16 protein-coding genes are annotated in these 17,818 nt (G+C 61.1%); 7 read left to right on the top strand and 9 right to left on the bottom strand.

Annotation, left to right across the window (positions count from 1 at the left end; genetic code table 11):
* Positions 1–316 precede the first annotated feature (316 nt).
* The 5 genes from E8F11_RS10625 (at position 317) to E8F11_RS10645 (ending at position 6,862) form a co-directional block, all read left to right on the top strand.
* Positions 317–832, top strand: coding sequence for a sigma-70 family RNA polymerase sigma factor (locus E8F11_RS10625; protein WP_280288803.1), 516 nt, complete (start codon positions 317–319; stop codon positions 830–832).
* Positions 829–1,776, top strand: a complete 948-nt coding sequence (locus E8F11_RS10630) for a FecR domain-containing protein (protein WP_280288804.1) — start codon at positions 829–831, stop codon at positions 1,774–1,776. The genes E8F11_RS10625 and E8F11_RS10630 overlap by 4 nt, the downstream gene beginning before the upstream one ends.
* Positions 1,777–1,843: 67 nt before the next feature.
* Positions 1,844–4,264, top strand: coding sequence for a TonB-dependent receptor (locus E8F11_RS10635; RefSeq protein WP_280288805.1), 2,421 nt, complete (start codon positions 1,844–1,846; stop codon positions 4,262–4,264).
* A gap of 917 nt (positions 4,265–5,181) precedes the next feature.
* Positions 5,182–5,628, top strand: coding sequence for a cupin domain-containing protein (locus E8F11_RS10640; protein WP_280288806.1), 447 nt, complete (start codon positions 5,182–5,184; stop codon positions 5,626–5,628).
* Positions 5,629–6,016: 388 nt separating this feature from the next.
* Entirely contained in the window at positions 6,017–6,862 is an 846-nt protein-coding gene (locus E8F11_RS10645) for an AraC family transcriptional regulator (protein WP_280288807.1), read from the top strand.
* A gap of 159 nt (positions 6,863–7,021) precedes the next feature.
* Here E8F11_RS10645 and E8F11_RS10650 read toward each other — a convergent pair whose 3' ends face one another.
* Positions 7,022–7,531, bottom strand: a complete 510-nt coding sequence (locus tag E8F11_RS10650; protein WP_280288808.1) for a DUF417 family protein — start codon at positions 7,529–7,531, stop codon at positions 7,022–7,024.
* Positions 7,532–7,834: 303 nt separating this feature from the next.
* Between E8F11_RS10650 and E8F11_RS10655 the strand changes: the two genes are divergently transcribed.
* On the top strand, positions 7,835–8,566 hold the full coding sequence (locus E8F11_RS10655; RefSeq protein WP_280288809.1) for a hypothetical protein: 732 nt from the start codon (positions 7,835–7,837) through the stop codon (positions 8,564–8,566).
* Positions 8,567–8,699: 133 nt separating this feature from the next.
* On the opposite strand, the gene E8F11_RS10660 is transcribed toward E8F11_RS10655, so the two are convergent.
* From E8F11_RS10660 to E8F11_RS10690, 7 genes are all read right to left on the bottom strand, one after another.
* Positions 8,700–9,086, bottom strand: a complete 387-nt coding sequence (locus E8F11_RS10660) for a hypothetical protein (RefSeq protein ID WP_280288810.1) — start codon at positions 9,084–9,086, stop codon at positions 8,700–8,702.
* A 261-nt stretch (positions 9,087–9,347) separates the two neighbouring features.
* Positions 9,348–9,581, bottom strand: a complete 234-nt coding sequence (locus E8F11_RS10665) for a hypothetical protein (protein ID WP_280288811.1) — start codon at positions 9,579–9,581, stop codon at positions 9,348–9,350.
* A gap of 230 nt (positions 9,582–9,811) precedes the next feature.
* Positions 9,812–12,979, bottom strand: coding sequence for a multidrug efflux RND transporter permease subunit (locus tag E8F11_RS10670; protein WP_280288812.1), 3,168 nt, complete (start codon positions 12,977–12,979; stop codon positions 9,812–9,814).
* A 24-nt stretch (positions 12,980–13,003) separates the two neighbouring features.
* The gene (locus E8F11_RS10675) at positions 13,004–14,179 is read right to left on the bottom strand and encodes an efflux RND transporter periplasmic adaptor subunit (RefSeq protein WP_280288813.1); all 1,176 of its coding nucleotides are present in this window, start codon (positions 14,177–14,179) and stop codon (positions 13,004–13,006) included.
* 178 nt (positions 14,180–14,357) lie between these two features.
* Positions 14,358–14,486 carry a co-regulatory protein PtrA N-terminal domain-containing protein gene (locus E8F11_RS10680; RefSeq protein WP_280288814.1) on the bottom strand — a complete coding sequence of 43 codons (129 nt, stop codon included), beginning with the start codon at positions 14,484–14,486 and terminating at the stop codon, positions 14,358–14,360.
* A gap of 134 nt (positions 14,487–14,620) precedes the next feature.
* Entirely contained in the window at positions 14,621–15,040 is a 420-nt protein-coding gene (locus E8F11_RS10685) for a cupin domain-containing protein (protein ID WP_280288815.1), read from the bottom strand.
* A 5-nt stretch (positions 15,041–15,045) separates the two neighbouring features.
* The gene (locus E8F11_RS10690; protein ID WP_280288816.1) at positions 15,046–15,486 is read right to left on the bottom strand and encodes a carboxymuconolactone decarboxylase family protein; all 441 of its coding nucleotides are present in this window, start codon (positions 15,484–15,486) and stop codon (positions 15,046–15,048) included.
* A 111-nt stretch (positions 15,487–15,597) separates the two neighbouring features.
* On the opposite strand from E8F11_RS10690, the gene E8F11_RS10695 reads away from it, so the two are divergent.
* Positions 15,598–16,518 carry a LysR family transcriptional regulator gene (locus E8F11_RS10695; RefSeq protein WP_280288817.1) on the top strand — a complete coding sequence of 307 codons (921 nt, stop codon included), beginning with the start codon at positions 15,598–15,600 and terminating at the stop codon, positions 16,516–16,518.
* A gap of 18 nt (positions 16,519–16,536) precedes the next feature.
* On the opposite strand, the gene E8F11_RS10700 is transcribed toward E8F11_RS10695, so the two are convergent.
* Positions 16,537–17,751: an epoxide hydrolase gene (locus tag E8F11_RS10700; RefSeq protein ID WP_280288830.1), complete on the bottom strand. Its 1,215-nt coding sequence runs from the start codon at positions 17,749–17,751 to the stop codon at positions 16,537–16,539.
* Positions 17,752–17,818 lie beyond the last annotated feature (67 nt).

Below are 17,818 nucleotides of genomic sequence, written 5' to 3' on the forward strand. Positions count from 1 at the left end.
CCGCGTCCTGTCAGGCGCGAGTCACCCCTCGCCCGCTTGCGGGGCGAAGAGGCACGCTGTCGGAAGCACCGCTTCCGGTGCCGATGAGCGNCTGAGCGCGAAGCGATCAGGCTGGGGCGCAGGGCGGGGGCCGGGGGAGAGGGATGTGTCAGGCAAGTGCGGAGGTCTGAAAATACCGTGTTAGGGCGTTTTATTCGATGCAACAACAGCTAACGCAGACAGAGCCCATACGGACGGGAGTTGGATTGTTCATTGCGCTTAAGTAGAATCAATCGCATTTGAGATTGGCCTACCTTTCCGCTCCGGCGTGCGCAGAATGAACGATACAGTTGTGGCACCCGGTGACTCCCTGCAGAACCTCTATCTCGATCACCGCAGCTGGCTGGAATGCTGGCTGCGGCGGCGACTGGGCAATGCCTGGGATGCCGCCGACCTGACCCAGGACACCTTCGTCCGCGTGCTGTCCAGCCATCAACAGCAGCCTCTCCCGGAGCTGCGCGAGCCGCGCGCTTACCTGTTGACGGTGGGCAAGCGCCTGCTGATCAACCACCAGAAACGCCGCAACCTCGAACGTGCCTACCTGGAAGCCCTGGCGGCGCTGCCGGCGGACCAGGTGCCGTCTCCGGAGCAACGCTGGCTTTTGCTGGAGACGCTGCAAGCCCTGGACGAGCTGCTCGATGGGCTGCCGGCGCTGGTGCGCCGCGTGTTCCTCTGGGCCCAGCTCGAAGGCCTCAACTATGCGCAGATCGCCGGTCGCCTCGACATTTCCGAGCGTACGGTGAAGCGATACATGGCCAAGGCCTACGAGCACTGCCTGCTGGTGGACCTGTGAAACGCGAGGACTCCGCTCGACGGGTCGCGCGCGAGGCGGCGCGCTGGCTCACCCTGCTGGAGTCTGGCCGGGCCAGCGTTGCGGACCACGACAACCTGCGGCGCTGGCGCGAGCACTGCCCGACTCACGAGCAGACCTGGCAGAAAGCCCAATTGCTGCGCCAGCGCTTCGATGGCCTGCCCAACGCCGTGGCCATGGCCAGTCTGGATCGGGTCGAGGTCGGCCGGCGCGAGGTGCTCAAGCGGGCGCTGGCCCTGGCCGCACTGGCCCCCGCGGGTTGGCTGGCCTATCGCGAACTGCCGGTCGCGAACTGGCGCGCCGATCTTCGTACCGCCACCGGTGAACGACGTGAGCTGCGCCTGGCCGATGGCAGCCTGCTGCGGCTCAACACGGCCAGTGCGGTGGACCTGGATTTCAGGGATGGGCAGCGGCGCCTGACCCTGGTGGATGGTGAGATCGACCTCGACAGCGCGGGCGACCTGCCGCTCGACGTAGGCACCCGCGAGGGCCGTATCCTGGCCGGGCAGGCGCACTTCTGCGTGCGCCAGCTCGACCAGGGCTGCCTGGTTTCGGTTTCCAGCGGCAGCGTCCAACTGTTGCCCCTGGCCGGCCCGGCGATCACGCTTGGCAAAGGACAGCGTGCCCGCCTTGGCAGCTACGGCGTGACGGGCATTGAGCCGTTCGATAGCACCCAGCCGGGTTGGCAGCAGGGCGTGCTGATGGTCGACAACCAGAAGCTCGGCGATTTCCTGCGCGAGCTGGACCGCTATCGCCCCGGTCTGCTGCGCTGGGACCCGGCACTGGAATCGCTGGCGGTGACCGGTACCTTCCGCCTGGACGACACCGGCCAGGTGCTCGACCTGCTGGCGGCAAGCCTGCCGCTGGAGGTCCATTACCGCACCCGCTACTGGGTCAGCCTGGTGCCACGGACGAGGGCTGGATGAGAAAGCTGTCCCTTTTTTTCGGCTCGCTTGTCATCAGAGACAAATGAACCCGAAAAGAGAGAGTTCGATGTCCTCCGCTCCCCGTTTGCTTCCCGTCTCCATTGCTCTGCGAGGCCCGCTGATGCGCGCCGGCTTGTTGCTGGTCCTGGGTGCCGGCCCCAGTCTCGGCAACGTCGCCTGGGGCGAGGAGGGCGACCGGCGCAGTTTCCAGGTGCCCGCCGGCAGCCTGGCCAGTGCCTTGACCCGTTTCGCCGGCCAGGCGGGCGTCAGCCTGTCGCTGGACCCGGTGCTGGTGGCCGGGCGCAGCAGCGCAGGGCTTCAGGGCGAGTACGGGGTGGAAGAAGGCTTCGCCCGGTTGCTGCAGGGCAGTGGCCTGGGCTTGCGTGCGGCCGGGACGGGCGCCTATACCCTGGAGCTGCAACCGGACCAGGGCAGCAACCTGACCCAGCTGCCGCAGATCGCCATCGTCGGCAGTGGCATGGGCCTGGGCAGCGACGCTTATGACGGCGGCCAGGTGGCGCGCCGAAGCAGCCTCGGCCTGCTGGGTGACGGGGACTTCATGGATACCCCCTTCAACGTCACCACCTACACCAGTGAACTGATCAAGAGCCAGCAGGCGCGGACCCTGGCCGACGTGGTGGCCAACGACCCGTCCGTGCGCAACACCAACCCCGCCGGCGGCCGTTTCGAGCAGTTCTCCGTGCGTGGTTTCAGCCTCTACAACAGCGATGTGTCCTTTGGTGGCCTCTATGGCGTTTTGCCGACCTATTCCATCGACATGGAAATGGTCGAGCGGGTGGATGTCCTCAAGGGGCCGGGCGCGCTGCTCGGCGGTATCGCGCCCAATGGCAGCGTTGGCGGCAGCATCAACGTCGAGCCCAAGCGCGCCGGCGACCAGCCGTTGACCGAAGTCACCGGCAGCTTCGTCTCCGACAGCCAGGCCGGCGGGCATGTGGACATCGGCCGGCGCTTCGGCGAGGACCAGCGCTTCGGCGTGCGCTTCAATGGCGCCCGCCAATCCGGCGACGCGGACTGGGACGACCAGCGGCTGGAACGGGAGTCCGCCGTGCTCGGTCTGGACCTGCGTGGCGAACGCACCCGCCTGTTCCTGGACCTCGGCAATCAGGAGCGCGACATGGACGCGCCGATGGAGCGGGTAGGGCTGAACGAGGGTGTCGCGGTGCCCGACGCCGAGGACATCCACCACAACTTCGCGCAGCCCTGGACTTACGCCAACGCCAAGGACCGCTTCGGCGCCTTGCGCGGCGAAGTGGACCTGAACGAATCGCTGATGGTCTATGCCGCCGCCGGCAAGCGCGACGGCGAATATGACTTCCTGCGGCACGCGGTGCAGGTGGTGGACGACAGCGGTCGTTTCACCGTCAGTCCACGGACCTTCCAGCGGGACGAAGAAGTCCTGACCTGGACGACCGGCGCGCGCAGCTGGTTTTCCACCGGCGCGGTGGGGCACACCCTGAACCTCAGCCTGAACCGCTTCGACATGGAGTTCGACAACAGCGGCGCGCGCTTCGCCAACGGCAACAGCAACCTGTTCGAGCCGGTGGAGTTGCCGGTACCCGGCCGGCCGATCCGGTTGGACGTGCCGACCCACACCGAGACCGTCCTCTCCAGCCTGGCGCTGGCCGACACCCTCAGCTTCAGCGACGACCTGGTGCTGCTCACCCTCGGCGCGCGACTGCAGCGGGTCGAGGTGGACAGTTCGGCACCGGGCACGGCCGACCAGCATTACGACGAGCGCGCGACTTCGCCGGCCATGGGCCTGGTGGTGCGTGCCAGCGAACGGGTATCGCTCTACCTCAACTACATGGAAGGGCTGACACAGGGCGAGACCGCGCCCAGCACGGCGAACAACCAGAACGAGGTGTTCGCGCCGTATCGCACCAAGCAGATCGAGATGGGCGCCAAGTATGACCTGGGCCATTTCGCCGCCACCTTAAGCCTGTTCCGCATCGAGCGTCCCACCTACATCCTCGACCAGGACAACAACTTCGAGCCCGATGGCGAGCAGCGCAACCAGGGCCTGGAGCTGAACCTCTTCGGCGAGCCGCTGGACGGCGTTCGCCTGCTGGGCGGGGCCATGCTGCTGGACAGCGAACTGACCCGGACCAGCGAGGGTCGCTTCGATGGCAATCGGGGCACCGGGGCGCCCATCGTCAACGCCAATCTCGGCGTGGAGTGGGACATTCCCCAGGTTTCCGGCCTGACCCTGACCGCGCGTGGCATCCATACCGGTTCGCAATACCTGGACCCGGCCAATCGGCAGAAGATCGATGCCTGGCAGCGCTACGACCTGGGCGCGCGCTATGCCTTCGAACTGGGGGAGACCGACATCACCTTGCGCGCCAGCGTGGAGAACGTGCTGGACAAGATGTACTGGGCCTCGGCCAACGTGCCGGCCGATACGGCGCCGGGCCTGACGCTCGCCAGCCCGCGCACCTGGCTGGTGTCGGCGACCCTGGGGTTCTGAGCGGCGAGGGATGAGCTTGTCGCCCGCACCTGAGGCACTTCCGTGGCACTGTCTGCGACGTCGAAGGCACGGGGGACGCGCAGGTCCGGGCCTGCGAGGTCCTACCCTGTGTGGTTCCGGGCGGCGCAAGCGCCGCCTTGTTGGGCTTCGCTTCGCTCAACACCAACCTACTCGGCGCTCCTTTACGGAACGGCAAGGCTGCTGACTTTTTTCAGGTCCCGGAGCGGACGTGAGTGATCGGCTGATTTCGACTCAGAGGGATCGTACGCCGCACCTTGGAGCGTGCATCTCCCAATCTGCGGCAGCGCAGCGCCAGGTACGAGACTGGATCTCCGTGGAACCAGCGAAGAAATACCAGGCGTGACAGGTATTCGCTTGCACAGGAGCTCCGGTTTGCGACCGCATTGAGAGAGAAAGGAATAAGCTTTACTGAACACACAGGGTACCTCGGCCGCAGGAGATCATGTCATGCCAAATCGTCCGTTTACTGCATTGTTGGCAGCGACGCTCCTAGTGGCGTGGGCAGGAGCGTCCTGGGCTACAGAGCAAGGCCAGCAACGACGTGCCGCTCGGGAGGTCCGGCAGGAAACGCGTCAGGATTCACGCCAGATAAAGCAGGAATGCCGCGCGGCCGACCAGCAAAGCAATCCCCAATGCCGGCAGGATAAGCGGCAGACCAAGCAGCAAGGGCGGGAGAGAGCCAGGGATATCAAATACTGAGTAGCGAGTGCCTGTCCCTCTCCCCACACTCGCGCGAAACGCAGGGCATCATTCGGTCTGCCCTTGTGTATGTTCATGTGTCCAGCCCGGTGTCGCACATACGCGCATTCGAAACTCCGCCCCTTCCGACACATCGCCAGCACCAGCCTCAAATACCCTAAGGCCTCCACCACCTCCTTCTTTCAGAGGCCATGACCATGCGATACACCCATCTCCTTGCCGCTTCTGCGGTACTCGCCGCGTTCGCGGGCCTTGCTCAAGCCCAAGAGGTGAAACCTCAGCCCGCGGCGGGCCATGAGTCGCATTCGAACGAAAGCTGGAAGAAAGGTATCCAGCGTACTGACCTGGTAAGCGAAGACCTCTACGTCCCCGGGCATCAAGTCATCCAGGCCCGCGTCGATATTGCGCCGGGCGTGTCGTCCCCCAAGCATTCTCATCCAGGGGTGGAGGTCGCCTACGTCCTCGAAGGCACGTTCGAGTATCAACTCGAGGGGCAGCCGCCTGTCACACTCAAGGCTGGCGAGTCCTTGTACATCCCCGCGGGCACCCCGCATGTCGCGACGAACCACGGCGAGAGCAAGGCGTCGGAGCTGGCGACCTACATCGTGAGGAAGGGCGAGCCGCTGTTGAAACTGGAGAAGTAAGCGAAGCCTGCCGCCGGCCTGGTCGGTATTCCCTGCACCGGTCAGTAGCCCGGATGAAATCCGGGGAAAGTCCAACTGCCGCTCCCGGATTTCATCCGGGTTACGATTTGCCAGCCTGATCCGAGGGCTGGCCACGCGCCTTTACAGGGACCAAAAGCAAGGCCACGTTCTATGAACGTGGCCTTGCTTTTTGCGTGGGTTTCAGTGTCGCCATTCCCACCGGGGTATCTGCTCGCCAGAGTCATGTCGCCAGCGCGGTTGCAGGCCTCTTTGCCAGCAAGGACCGGTGCTCGAAGCCCAGGCTCGGGATCATGGGATTGCGTGGAATTCGATCGCAAACACCCGGTGATATGATGCGGATCGTCTACCTCTTGCCATGAGATGACCTATGGACCGCTTGTCTACCTTGCTGTCGCAGTTCGGCGTCCGCGCAAGCCTGTTCCACAGTGGCAAGCTTTGCGGCATGGCGTCATACGATGGCGCCGACCAGCGCGGGCATATTCACCTGCTGCAGGCAGGTCGCCTCACCTTGCAGGACTCCAATGGGAGCGATTTCCTGCTTACCCGGCCCAGTCTGATTTTTCTGCCACGCCCGAGCCGGCATCTACTGATCCCGGGCGAGCCCGAGGGGGCCCAACTCCTGTGTGCATCGATGACGTTCGATGGTGGTGTCGGTAACCCATTGTCCGCTTCATTACCCGATCTCCTGGTGCTACCCCTGGATGAGCTGCCGCTGCTGGCCGATACCCTGAGATGGCTGTTCGTCGAGGCGGCGGCGGGACATTGTGGCCGGGAGGCAGTGCTCGATCGGTTGTTCGAGTTATTGATCATCCTGCTGCTCCGGCATCTGCTCGACCACCATGGGTTGAGCACGGGAATGATGGCCGGACTGGCCGATTCCCGACTGGCGCGCTCTCTGGTGCAGATGCACAACGCACCGCACCTTGCCTGGTCAGTCGCGGAACTGGCGAGCGAGTCGAACATGTCGCGCGCCGCCTATGCCGCGCATTTCCGAGCCGTCGTAGGGCAGACACCTGCGGATTATCTTCTGAGTTGGCGGATCAGCCTGGCGCAGAAGCGCCTGCGTGAAGGGCGGCCGATTACGCTGATCGCCGACGAGGTCGGTTATGAAAGCCCCTCAGCTCTCGCTCGTGCGTTTCGCCGCAAGACGGGCTGCAGCCCACGGGACTGGATGAAATCCGTGGCAGGGGAGGGGGCGGAAATCGCCCATTAGGCTGGATCGCGACAGCATGTCGGTGGTCGGCTCATCAGCGCCCGTTTGTCGGTGCTGGTGGTGGCTTCTTGCCGCGGTTAGCCGCTTTTGAATCGCAGATAGGAAAATGGCCTGAAACATCGGACTGCTTCAGGCCATTCCTGGAGGAGGACTGTCAGTTCAATGGTTCTCCAGCTCCGTCAGAGAATGGCCCGCCACGAATATGGAAGCGGCCAGCAGCCCGATGTCCTTGAGGAGGAATTGACCCGGAGCAACCGTGATGGCCGGGAAGCCGAGGCCGGGCTCGATCACTCCCGGTGTCGAGAACATGAAGCTCAGCGTCGTGAAGAAGAGTCCGGCAGACAGCGCTCCACCAATCAATGAGAGCTTTGGTGAGAGCAGGCGGCCTGCAATAAGGGCACCGATCGAGACTTCCAGGACTCCGAGCAGGCTGGAGAAGATATCCACGCTGAAGATCTCATAAACCCATCCCAGTAGCGGGCTGTTGCTTACAAGTGGAACCAGTCCCTGTGCCTCATAGTGCGTGAACTTCATGCCGCCGAACCAGAAATATATGATTGCGAGAGCAAAATAAGCACCGTAAGTACCAAGTGCCATGGTTTTAACCCCGAGCGACAATCTGTTCGATGAGTGGGTGGTGCCGTGGCTGTCAATATTCAAGGCTTTCATTGTCAGGATACCTGTGATTTGGCTAAAGATTTATTGGTGAGGATGCGACCAGTGGATCAGGTGATTCGGAAAGTATTCGAATGGCTGATGGGTATCTCCTGAGAGCCCTCGCGGTATGCGTTGGGTGTGGAGATATTGTTGCCGTTGACTTGAAACTCTTGGGTTCAGAACGTACAGGGTTCAATGCAGATCGTCTAAACCCACCGGCACTCAGGCGGACGAGCCATTGGCGTTGCGGATGTCTCTGGGCTTCGCTTTCAAGGAGTGGTCACCGGTCAACCAGTAACCTAGGAGGATTGCCCCATGAACGAACAGAACTGCGATCTGCTGGAGCGGGTATTGATAGCCCATGGCGGACTGGAGCGCTGGAACAGCTTCAGCACTGTGACTGCCAGCATTGTGACCGGTGGCTTGCTCTGGGGCATGAAGGGACTGACCCAGGACAGCAACCCACGTCAGATGACCGTCTGGCTGCATGAGCAGAGAGCGTCGGTCATGCCGTTTGGCGCCCCGAACCAGCGTACGGCGTACACGCCAGGCCGAATCGCAATCGAAACCACCGATGGGAGAGTGGTGGCGGAGCGGTCAGATCCGAGGGAGTCTTTCCGTAACCACGAAGAAGGGACGCCGTGGGACCCGCTTCACCGGGCCTACTTCAACGGCTACGCGCTGTGGTCGTACCAGACCATGCCATTCCTGTTCACCCTGCCGGGCGTAAAGGCTGAGGAGGTCGACCCCTGGGAGGAGGGCGACCAGCAATGGCGTCGTTTGCGAGTGCACTTTCCGGAGGATGTGGCCACTCACTGTCCAGTACAGGACTTCTACTTCGGTGAAGACTTTCTGCTGCGCCGGCACGATTACAGCGTCGACGTAAGTGGCCGATTGCCCGCTGCCCAGTACGTTCACGACTACATCGAAGCCGAGGGGCTCCGCATGCCCGGCAAGCGGAGGGCCTATCGCCGTGACGCGAATAACAGTGCGATCGAGGCGCAACTGCTGGTCAGTATCGATATCAGCGACCTTCGCTACTCATGACCCGATGCTGTGTTCATCGCGACAGTTGAAACCGGGACAACCTACCCCCTCCTGGCAAGTTGCCCCTGGTTTCGAGCAAGGCCTGGCACCAAGGGGCCATAAGCGACTTTCGCACCTTGCAAGGTCAGGTATTTCAGGCCCTGGAGCACGCAAGCGCCGTGTTGATCAGCCTGCCTTTGTCTTGCCAGGCATTTCGCTGATAGACGGAGTAGTGGTTTTCGCCTTCAGAACTGGAAAGCTCAACGAGTCCTGATGCCTTATTGGGATCAGTGCTGCCGATAAAGAGACGAGTTTTACCATTCTCCTCTTCGGTAAAAGTCTCTGTGTCTCCCTTGACTTCATCTTTTACGCAGGCCACATAGTCGGCATTATCCCGATTGGTAAACCCGGAGGTGTTGTCGTGACTCTGTCTTATGTCGGGATTATATGCGCAGCCAGTGGCCAGTAACAGGATGGAGAGAAACGAAACTTTCCCGGTTACAATCGTTTTGGAGAGTTTGCCAGGTGTCGTATTGTTCATGACTTTTACTCCAGGCAGAAGGCTTTGGGGTATCCGGAGTGCAGCTGATTCGTTGCTCCAGTAACGATAGTGCAAGGCGGTTTGATGTGGTAGCACCATCGGCTCTGTTAAGCTGGAGTAACATCTTGGGGATTCGTCTTCAGTTGCCAATCAAGTTTCACGTGAACTGCAAGCTATAAATCTCTGCGCGATATAGGGTGGGGCTCTTATAAGTGAAGATATCTATTGGAGAGTGATATTGCCCATCCTCGCCAGAGTTGCTCAGTCCTGGTGGGAGAAGTCCATTCCCAGGAACCAATCATTCCGCATCACCGCTTGAAACATCTCCTGAACCAATTCGCTGCATGGGTCCGCCGACAGCCTCAGTAGCCAGAGCCGACCATCTTCCGTTTGCCGTGTCAGTCTCCAGTTCGCTTCCGGCAGCCATTGAACCAGGTGGCGTTCGATGCACGGCTCTGACAAGGGGCGGGTAGCGATCAGGACGGGAAAGCTCATATTGGTCACCTTGGCACTGGGGTTGCTCGAGGCCTGTGCGTCACCCTGACGCTATGGCGCGCTGGAAGTCTTGCTCCAAGCTGCGTCGACTAACTACGACTATATCTGTCGTAGTTTAGTCGGGCAAGATTTTTCTCCTGATCGGTGCGTCGCTGGTCGTCAGCCAGCAACACCCCTGGAAATCCGAAGGTGTTGCTGGCGTTCGAGGTCATTACCGATGCGGATGGGGGTCAGGTCGCATCAGGCAGCAGGCGCTCTTCTTGCGTCCGGGCGAGTGACTCTCCTGACAGTTTCCGCATTGCGACGTAGAAGACTGGCGTCAGGAAGAGTCCGAATAGCGTGACACCCAGCATGCCGGCGAAGACCGTCACGCCGGTGGCCAACCGAATCTCGGCGCCTGCGCCCTGGCCCAGCAACAGCGGCACGGACCCGGCGATGAACGCGATGGAGGTCATGATGATGGGGCGCAGACGCAAGCGGCATGCCTCGATGGTGGCCTCGAGGGTTTCCCGCCCCTGCATCTCAAGTTCGCGCGCAAACTCCACGATCAGAATGGCGTTCTTGCAGGCAAGCCCCATCAGCACAACGATACCCACCTGTACGAAGATATTGTTGTCGCCACCGGCCAGCCAGACACCGACCAGTGCAGAGAAGATCGAGGCCGGCACGATCAGGATCACCGAGAACGGCAATATCCAGCTTTCGTACAGCACCGCCAGGGTCAGGAAAACCAACAGGATCGCGACCGGGAAGACGATGATCGCCGAGTTGCTCTGGGTGACCTCCTGATAGCTGAGATCGGTCCATTCCAGTTCTATCCCTGGCGGCAATACCTTCGCGGCGATCTCGGAGATCTTCTCGATCGCCTGGGAAGACGACAGAGCCTGCGGATCCGCTCCGCCGATGAGATCGGCGGCTGGATACCCGTTGTAGCGGATGACCGGGTCCGGCCCGAAGCTTTGTTCAACGCGTACCACCGAGGAAATGGGCACCATTGCTCCGCTGCTGTTCCGTACACGCAGGTTCTCGATGTCGCTTACCTTCTGCCGATAGGCGGCATCCGCCTGGACCATGACGCGATACACACGACCGAACTTGTTGAAGTCGTTGACGTACACCGCGCCGAGATAGGTCTGCAGGGTCTCGAATATCTCCTTCACGGAAACACCCTGGACCTTGGCCTTGACCCGGTCCACCACCACTTCGAGCTGCGGGATATTGGCCTGGTAGGACGTCACCGGATAGAACATCCCCGGTGTTGCGGCAATCTCGGCCTGGAGTTTGGTCAAGGCGTCATTGAGGGCGGGAAACCCGAGCCCCGCACGGTCCTTCAGATACAGGGAGTAGCCTGAACCGTTGCCCAATCCCTGGATTGGCGGTGGCATCAAGGCGTAGGTATAGCCTCCCTTGATCTGCGAGAACTTCTCGTTCAACTCCGCATTGATTTCCGCTGCGCTTCGGGTTCGCTCGGAGAACGGCTTCAGAACGATGTAGGAAGCGGAGACGTTCGGGGTGTTCACCGACTGCAGGGCGTTGAGACCGATGTAGTCGGACACCAGCTCGACGCCTTCGATAGAGCGTGCGGCATCGCTCATTTGTCGCGCCACTTCCGCAGTTCTGGAAAGAGAAGCCCCACCCGGGAGCTGGGCGCCGCTGAACAGATAGAGCTTGTCCTGAGTCGGAATGAAGCCGGCCGGGACCTGGTTGAACAGGAATGCGGTACCCCCCAGCAGGACCAGGTAGAACGACAGGAACACGCCACGGCGCCCGAGCGACTTGCTCACCGAGGATCCATAGCCTTGGGAGCTCTTCAGGAAGAAGCGATTGAACGGCGTGAACAGCCAGCCGAAGCAGCGTGCGAGCAGTCTTTCGAACCTGTCCTTTGGCGCGGAGTGGGGTACCAGCAGCCTGGCGGCCAGCGCCGGTGAAAGGGTGAGCGAGTTGATCGCGGAAATGACAGTGGAAATCGCGATGGTCACGGCGAACTGTTTGTAGAACTCGCCCGTGATCCCCGAGAGGAATGCCATGGGTACGAAGACGGCACACAGAACGAGCGCGATCGCGATGATCGGGCCTGAGACCTCCTGCATGGCCTTGTGCGCAGCCGCTTTCGGCGTCAGCCCCTCCGCTATGTATCGCTCGACGTTCTCGACCACCACGATCGCGTCATCGACCACGATGCCGATCGCCAGCACCAATCCGAAGAGGGTCAGTGTGTTGATGGAGTAGCCGAGCAGCAGAAGGAATACAAAGGTGCCGACGACGGACACCGGGACCGCCGCCAGCGGGATGAGCGACGCCCGCCAGGTTTGCAGGAAGAGGATGACGACCAGGATGACCAGGACAATGGCTTCGATCAAGGTGGCCTTGACCGAACTGATCGAGTCCCGCACGAATGTGGTCGGGTCCCATACGGCCTGGTACTTGACGCCCTCCGGGAAATCCGCGGACAGCTTGTCGAGCTTCTTATAGACCGCATCGGCGACATCCAGGGCATTGGCGCCCGGCGACAGGAAGACGCCGATGGTGGTGGCGTGTTGTCCGTTCTTCTGGACCCGCATCGAGTAGTCGCCAGAACCAAGCTCTACTCTGGCCACTTCTGCAAGCGTCACGACCTGGCCTTGCTCGCCGACCTTGAGGACGATTTCCTTGAATTCGTCTTCGGTTTTCAGGCGACCGCGCACGCTGATGGGAATGAGGAAATCGGTCGATTTGGGCGAAGGTTCTGCGCCAAGCTGGCCCGCCGATGCCTGTGCGTTCTGCTCCCTGATCGCGTTCGTCACATCGGCCACAGTGAGTCCGCGCGATGCGAGTTTGTCCGGGTCCAGCCATACCCGCATGGCGTAGTCGCCCGCACCGTACAACCCGACATCACCGATGCCCTGGAGTCTCGAGAGTTCATCCTTGACGTTCAGGGTGAGGTAGTTCCTGAGATACAGGGAGTCGTATTTCGGGTTTTCGGAATACAAGCTCACGTACATCAACGGCGTGGGCGACTTCTTCTGGGTAGTCACGCCATATTGGCGCACTTCCTCCGGCAGACGGCTCAGCGCCTGGCTGACGCGGTTCTGGACTCTTACCGCGGCGGTGTCAGGGTCAACCGAGGGCTGGAAGGTGACAATGATCTGCAGCGTGCCATCCGAGCCCGAAACGGACTTCATGTACATGACCCCTTCCACCCCGTTGATGGCCTCTTCCAGCGGGGTTGCCACGGTTTCTGCAATTTCCTTCGGGTTGGCGCCGGAATAGACGGCGCGTACGACAACACTCGGCGGCACCACTTCCGGGTACTCGCCAACGGGCAGCAGCGGAATGGATACCAGACCAAGTGCGAAGATCACCAGGGACAGGACGATCGCGTATATGGGCTTTTCAATGAATATCTTCGAGAAGTTCATTTGGCTCACCGTTCTTTCTATGGCTTACATGGTGACTTCAACTGGAGTAACAGCTGCGCCAGAAGGCGGTACCCTATGCAAGCCGTTGACCACGACGCGGTCCTCCTTCGTAAGTCCTTTTGCAACTATGCGAAGTCCTTCGTCGGTAAGCCCTCCAAGAATGATGTCCTTGCGACTGACCTTGTTTTCTTCTGTCAGCACATAGACGTATTTCTTGTTTTGATCGGTCAGGATCGCCTTGTCGTTGACCAGGATGGCATCGGTCTTCTCGATATTGGCCAATTGCACCCGTGCAAAGAGCCCCGGCGTAAATTTTCGATGCGAGTTATCGAGAGTGGCCCGTACACGAATGGTCCCCGTCTGGGGATCGAGGACGTTGTCCAGGAAATCCGCCGTACCGGAGTGTGGGAATCCTTCTTCGTTTGCCAGGCCTACGCGGACATGAAGTTCGGTGTTGTCGGAGTCCTGACTCACTTGTGCGTAGTTCAGGAAGCTTCTTTCATCCGGATCGAAGTAGACGTAGATGGGGTTGATCGAAACGACCCTGGTCAGCACCGACTGATCTGCAACGGCAAGGTTGCCGAGCGTCAGCAGCGCGTTGCTGACCTTGCCATCGATCGGGGCACGGACCTTGGTGAACTCGACATTCAGCTTCGCGACCGCAACCGCGGCCTTCGCTTCCCTGACCGCCGCTTCGCTTTGCAGCAGGGCCGTACGTTTGGTGTCGGCAAGGTCCTTGGAGATGGCGCTTGTCGGTAACAGCCGTTGCGCGCGCTGGTCCTGGGCCTTGGCTAGCATGAACGCCGCCTCGGCGTTCTCCAGGCGGGCCAGGGCGCTATTGAGTTCGGCCTCGAACGGGCGTGGATCTATCTCGAACAGCAAGTCGCCGCGCTTGACTTCGCTTCCTTCTTCGAAAGCGATCTGACGTATGTAGCCGCTTACCCGCGGACGAATTTCAACGGCGTCAGTTGCCGCGATCCGCCCATTGAACTCGTTCCATTGCAGGGTTTCCTTGTGCACGACTCGTGCGACATCGACGGTGGGTGCCGCGGCTGGCACAGCGGTATCGGCCGCACCTTCCTTGCAGGCGCTGAGCACCAGAGACATGGTCGCAAGTAGCGCGAAAGCCGGGATTTTATTGCAGGCCAACGAACGGATTTCCCGAGTCGAGATTCTTTTATATTGGGAGAGAGTGATCAAGATAGTTCTCCGTCCGCCTCTTTGTTGCGGGGTGCGGGATGGTTGTGGACTAAATCGTGCTCATCAGACTGCGATCAAGGATGCCTGACGAAGTTATGTTGAAGTTTGGGCGCCGTCCGTGGCGATGGAGTTCTACGGGGCGCTTGAGAGTCTCCACGGCGCGTGAGCCGCGAGTTGCTCAATTGCTAACGGTGCTGGCGTGGCGAGAGTCGATCCGCTCAATCAGCCGATCGCTGCCGCCCTCTGCAAAAACAGGTGCTGCAATTCCAACTACTGCACAGAGGAACATAATTTTTAGCGTCTTCATGGCAATCTCCGGGTGCATGTTGTTCGCGTGGCAATCCTTTTTGGGTATTTGCCACTCTCGAATGAAGTTCGATTGACTTGTGGGTGTGGTGCGCGACTTGAAACTGCGCCCACACTTTGGGCGCAGCGTTGTCTTTACTTCTTCAACGCGACTGGCTGGACCAGCGCCTCTTTACCGTCGGACAGTAGCCAGGCGACCAGTGAAGCCGGCTCGGAGTCGCTCGCATTGCGGGTCACACGGTGCAATTGCCCCGGGCTCTCGTACCAGGCTTCGCCGGCCTTGAAGCGCTGCGGCGGCTGGCCGTCGAGTGCTGATTCAACTTCTCCGCCCAGCACCACGACGAACACGTGTCCCGGGTGTCGATGCGCTGTCGAAGTGGCACCCGGGGCGAAATCGACGCGGAGTGCGGTGGCGCTCTTGAATATCTGGGGCGGCAGCGTGGTCTGCGCGACCGGAGTGACGATTTCGTCTCCGGCACCGCCTCCGTGAGCCAGGGCAACTGAACTGAGCAATGCTGCGACTGCAATACCGATGGTCTTGGCGAACAGATTCATGGTGCTCACTCCGGCTGCATGCCAAAACCAACGCCAAAACGGTTCCAGGCATTGATTGCGGCGATGACGAAGGTCAGTTCAGCCAACTCCTGATCACTGAAATGGGCTGCCACTTCTTCGTAGATCTCATCTGGCGCGTGATTGGTTGCGACCAGCGTCAGCGTCTCGGTCCACAACAGGGCGGCGCGTTCACGCTCGTCGAAGAAAGGCGTTTCCTTCCATACACTCACGGCCATCAGACGGCGCAGGCTTTCGCCGGCCTTTGTCGCGTCCGTGGTGTGCATGTCGATGCAGTACGCGCAGCCGTTGATCTGCGAGGCGCGGATTCGCACCAGTTCACGCAAGGAAGAGGGGAGCACAGATTCGGAAGCGGCTTTCTCGAGGCCAAGCATGGCTTTCATGGCTTGAGGGGCGGCCTGGTAGTAGTTGAGGCGTTTCGAGCTCATTTTCGTTCTCCATCTGACCGAGGGACTTCGGCGTTGGAGCAACTTTATTGAGGGGTGACTCTCGGATAAACTGGCGTCAACCGTTTTCATTGGGCGGAAACTCGGATAATCATGGCTTTCGATCGATTAGAGGCGATGCGCGCGTTCTGTCGCATCGTTGAAGTGGGAAGCTTCACCGGCGCCGCTGAGGCGCTGAAGGTGGCGAAGACAACAATTTCCGGGCAGGTTCAGGGACTTGAGTCGCTGCTGGGCGTGAAGCTGTTGCACAGGACCACCAGGAGGGTTTCGCCGACCACCGATGGCGCCGCTTACTACGAACGCGCCCGTTCGGTACTGGATGATCTCGACGAGCTGGAGGCTTCAGTTGCACAGAGCCGCAGCGTGGCACGTGGCCGGGTGAGAGTTGAGATGCCTACGGGGGTTGCTACCTGCCTCGTCATTCCGGCGCTACCGGAGTTCACGGCGCGACATCCACAGATTCAACTGGATATCGGTTGTAGCGAGCGCGTGGTCGACCTCGTGCAGGAAGGTATCGACTGTGCCTTTCGAGGCGGTGTGGTCACTGACCAGGATCTGGTGTGTCGTCCGGTGGGGCTGATGCGCTTTTGCCTATGCGCGTCGCCCGGCTATCTGCTGGGTTCGACGCCAATTCAGAAGCCTGACGACTTGCTGCACCACCGTTATCTCGGTTTCACATTTCCCGCCTCAGGCAAGCAGCTGACCCCGGTACTTCATCGAGGCGATGACAGCTTTACGATCGAACAACTGCCGGCGATGCGCTTCAACAATGGCAGCGCTTACATCACAGCCGGGTTGGCGGGCCTTGGCATCGTCTCGGTTCCGCGTGCGGAGGCCAGTCCGCATCTCGCGACGGGGGCGCTGATCGAGGTGCTGCCAGGCTGGGAGCTGCGAAGCATGCCGATCAGCCTCGTATATCCCCACACGCGGCATCTGTCCGCAAGGGTGCGGGCCTTTGCTGAGTGGGGTACGGAGCTGATGGCCAGCCATCCGCTTTGGACGACGAAACGCTAATTCGGGCAGGTGGTGCGCTCAGCGCATAGAGCGGAATGCGGCGCGTACCTCGGCGCTGAACAGGTCCGGCTCTTCCCAGGCCGCGAAATGTCCGCCCTTGTCCACGCGCTTGTAGTACACCAGGTTCTGGTAGGCCCGGGCAGCCCAACTCTCTGGCGGTTTGTAGACCTCCCCGGGAAATATCGTCACTGCGGTGGGAATCGAGATTCCGGCCATGTTGGGGCTGCTGGCGAGGTTCTCCCAGTAGATCCGTGCGCTTGAGGTCCCGGTGTTCGTCAGCCAGTACAGCGAGATGTTGTCGAGCATCTCGTCTCGCGTGAAGGCGCGCTCCGGTTCGCCGCGTGTGAATACCCAATCGCCGAACTTGTCGTAGAACCAGGCCGCCAGTCCCGCCGGCGAGTCGGCAAGGCTGTAGCCGATGGTTTGCGGACGCGTTCCCATGATCGAGGCGAATCCAAAGCCCTTGCCAAGGAACGCTCGGGCCTCTTCAAACACCTCGCGCTCTTGCGCACTGAGGTTGGTCGGCGGGGGATCACCGCATTTCAAGGCCTTGGCAACCTCAGGCGGTATGGTCGTCGAGCGTTCGACCCTGTTGACGTGGATGCCGAGCAGGCCAGCGGGAGCCTGGCGTCCCATGGCGTCGGAAATGATGGCCCCCCAGTCGCCGCCCTGTGACAGGTAGCGCGTGTATTCGAGGCGCTTCATGAGCGTATCCCAGGCGCGGGCGACGCGGTCCGGGTTCCAGCCGGTGCTTTTGGGCTTGTCCGAAAAGCCGAAGCCGGGAATGGAGGGCAGTACGAGATGGAAGGCGTCCTCGGCGGTCCCGCCGTGGGCCGTGGGATCGGTCAGCGGACCTACGACTTTCAGCAACTCGAAGACGGACCCTGGCCAGCCGTGGGTCATGATGAGCGGCATTGCGTTCGGATGAGGGGAGCGGACGTGGATGAAGTGGATGTCCAGGCCGTCGATATTCGTCAGGAACTGGGGCGAGGCATTGAGTTTCGCTTCTGCCTTTCGCCAGTCGTAGCCCGTCTCCCAGTAACGCACCAGCGCTTGAAGCTTGGCGAGTTGCACCCCCTGGGAGCGGTCAGTGACGGTTTCCCGATCCGGCCAGCGGGTTGCCGCAAGGCGGCGGCGGAGGTCGATGAGCGCAGCTTGCGGAACATGGGCGCGGAAGGGGCGGATAGCGTCAGCAGCCAAGGGAGGCGCCGCATCGGATTGGGAAGCCGCCATTACCGGGCGAAACACCGTGAGCGCTGCCAATGCCGCGCCTTTCAAGATCAGGGCCCGGCGGGACAGG

The organism is Pseudomonas sp. BN417, from assembly GCF_029871205.1.
Taxonomy (GTDB): domain Bacteria; phylum Pseudomonadota; class Gammaproteobacteria; order Pseudomonadales; family Pseudomonadaceae; genus Metapseudomonas.

Coding starts and splice junctions, on each gene's coding strand:
- E8F11_RS10650 (WP_280288808.1), bottom strand. CDS start 7,531: ATGAAAGCCTTGAATATTGACAGCCACGGCACCACCCACTCATCGAAC.
- E8F11_RS10645 (WP_280288807.1), top strand. CDS start 6,017: ATGGACCGCTTGTCTACCTTGCTGTCGCAGTTCGGCGTCCGCGCAAGC.
- E8F11_RS10690 (WP_280288816.1), bottom strand. CDS start 15,486: ATGAGCTCGAAACGCCTCAACTACTACCAGGCCGCCCCTCAAGCCATG.
- E8F11_RS10695 (WP_280288817.1), top strand. CDS start 15,598: ATGGCTTTCGATCGATTAGAGGCGATGCGCGCGTTCTGTCGCATCGTT.
- E8F11_RS10660 (WP_280288810.1), bottom strand. CDS start 9,086: ATGAACAATACGACACCTGGCAAACTCTCCAAAACGATTGTAACCGGG.
- E8F11_RS10670 (WP_280288812.1), bottom strand. CDS start 12,979: ATGAACTTCTCGAAGATATTCATTGAAAAGCCCATATACGCGATCGTC.
- E8F11_RS10680 (WP_280288814.1), bottom strand. CDS start 14,486: ATGAAGACGCTAAAAATTATGTTCCTCTGTGCAGTAGTTGGAATTGCA.
- E8F11_RS10635 (WP_280288805.1), top strand. CDS start 1,844: ATGTCCTCCGCTCCCCGTTTGCTTCCCGTCTCCATTGCTCTGCGAGGC.
- E8F11_RS10700 (WP_280288830.1), bottom strand. CDS start 17,751: ATGGCGGCTTCCCAATCCGATGCGGCGCCTCCCTTGGCTGCTGACGCT.
- E8F11_RS10625 (WP_280288803.1), top strand. CDS start 317: ATGAACGATACAGTTGTGGCACCCGGTGACTCCCTGCAGAACCTCTAT.
- E8F11_RS10685 (WP_280288815.1), bottom strand. CDS start 15,040: ATGAATCTGTTCGCCAAGACCATCGGTATTGCAGTCGCAGCATTGCTC.
- E8F11_RS10655 (WP_280288809.1), top strand. CDS start 7,835: ATGAACGAACAGAACTGCGATCTGCTGGAGCGGGTATTGATAGCCCAT.
- E8F11_RS10665 (WP_280288811.1), bottom strand. CDS start 9,581: ATGAGCTTTCCCGTCCTGATCGCTACCCGCCCCTTGTCAGAGCCGTGC.
- E8F11_RS10640 (WP_280288806.1), top strand. CDS start 5,182: ATGCGATACACCCATCTCCTTGCCGCTTCTGCGGTACTCGCCGCGTTC.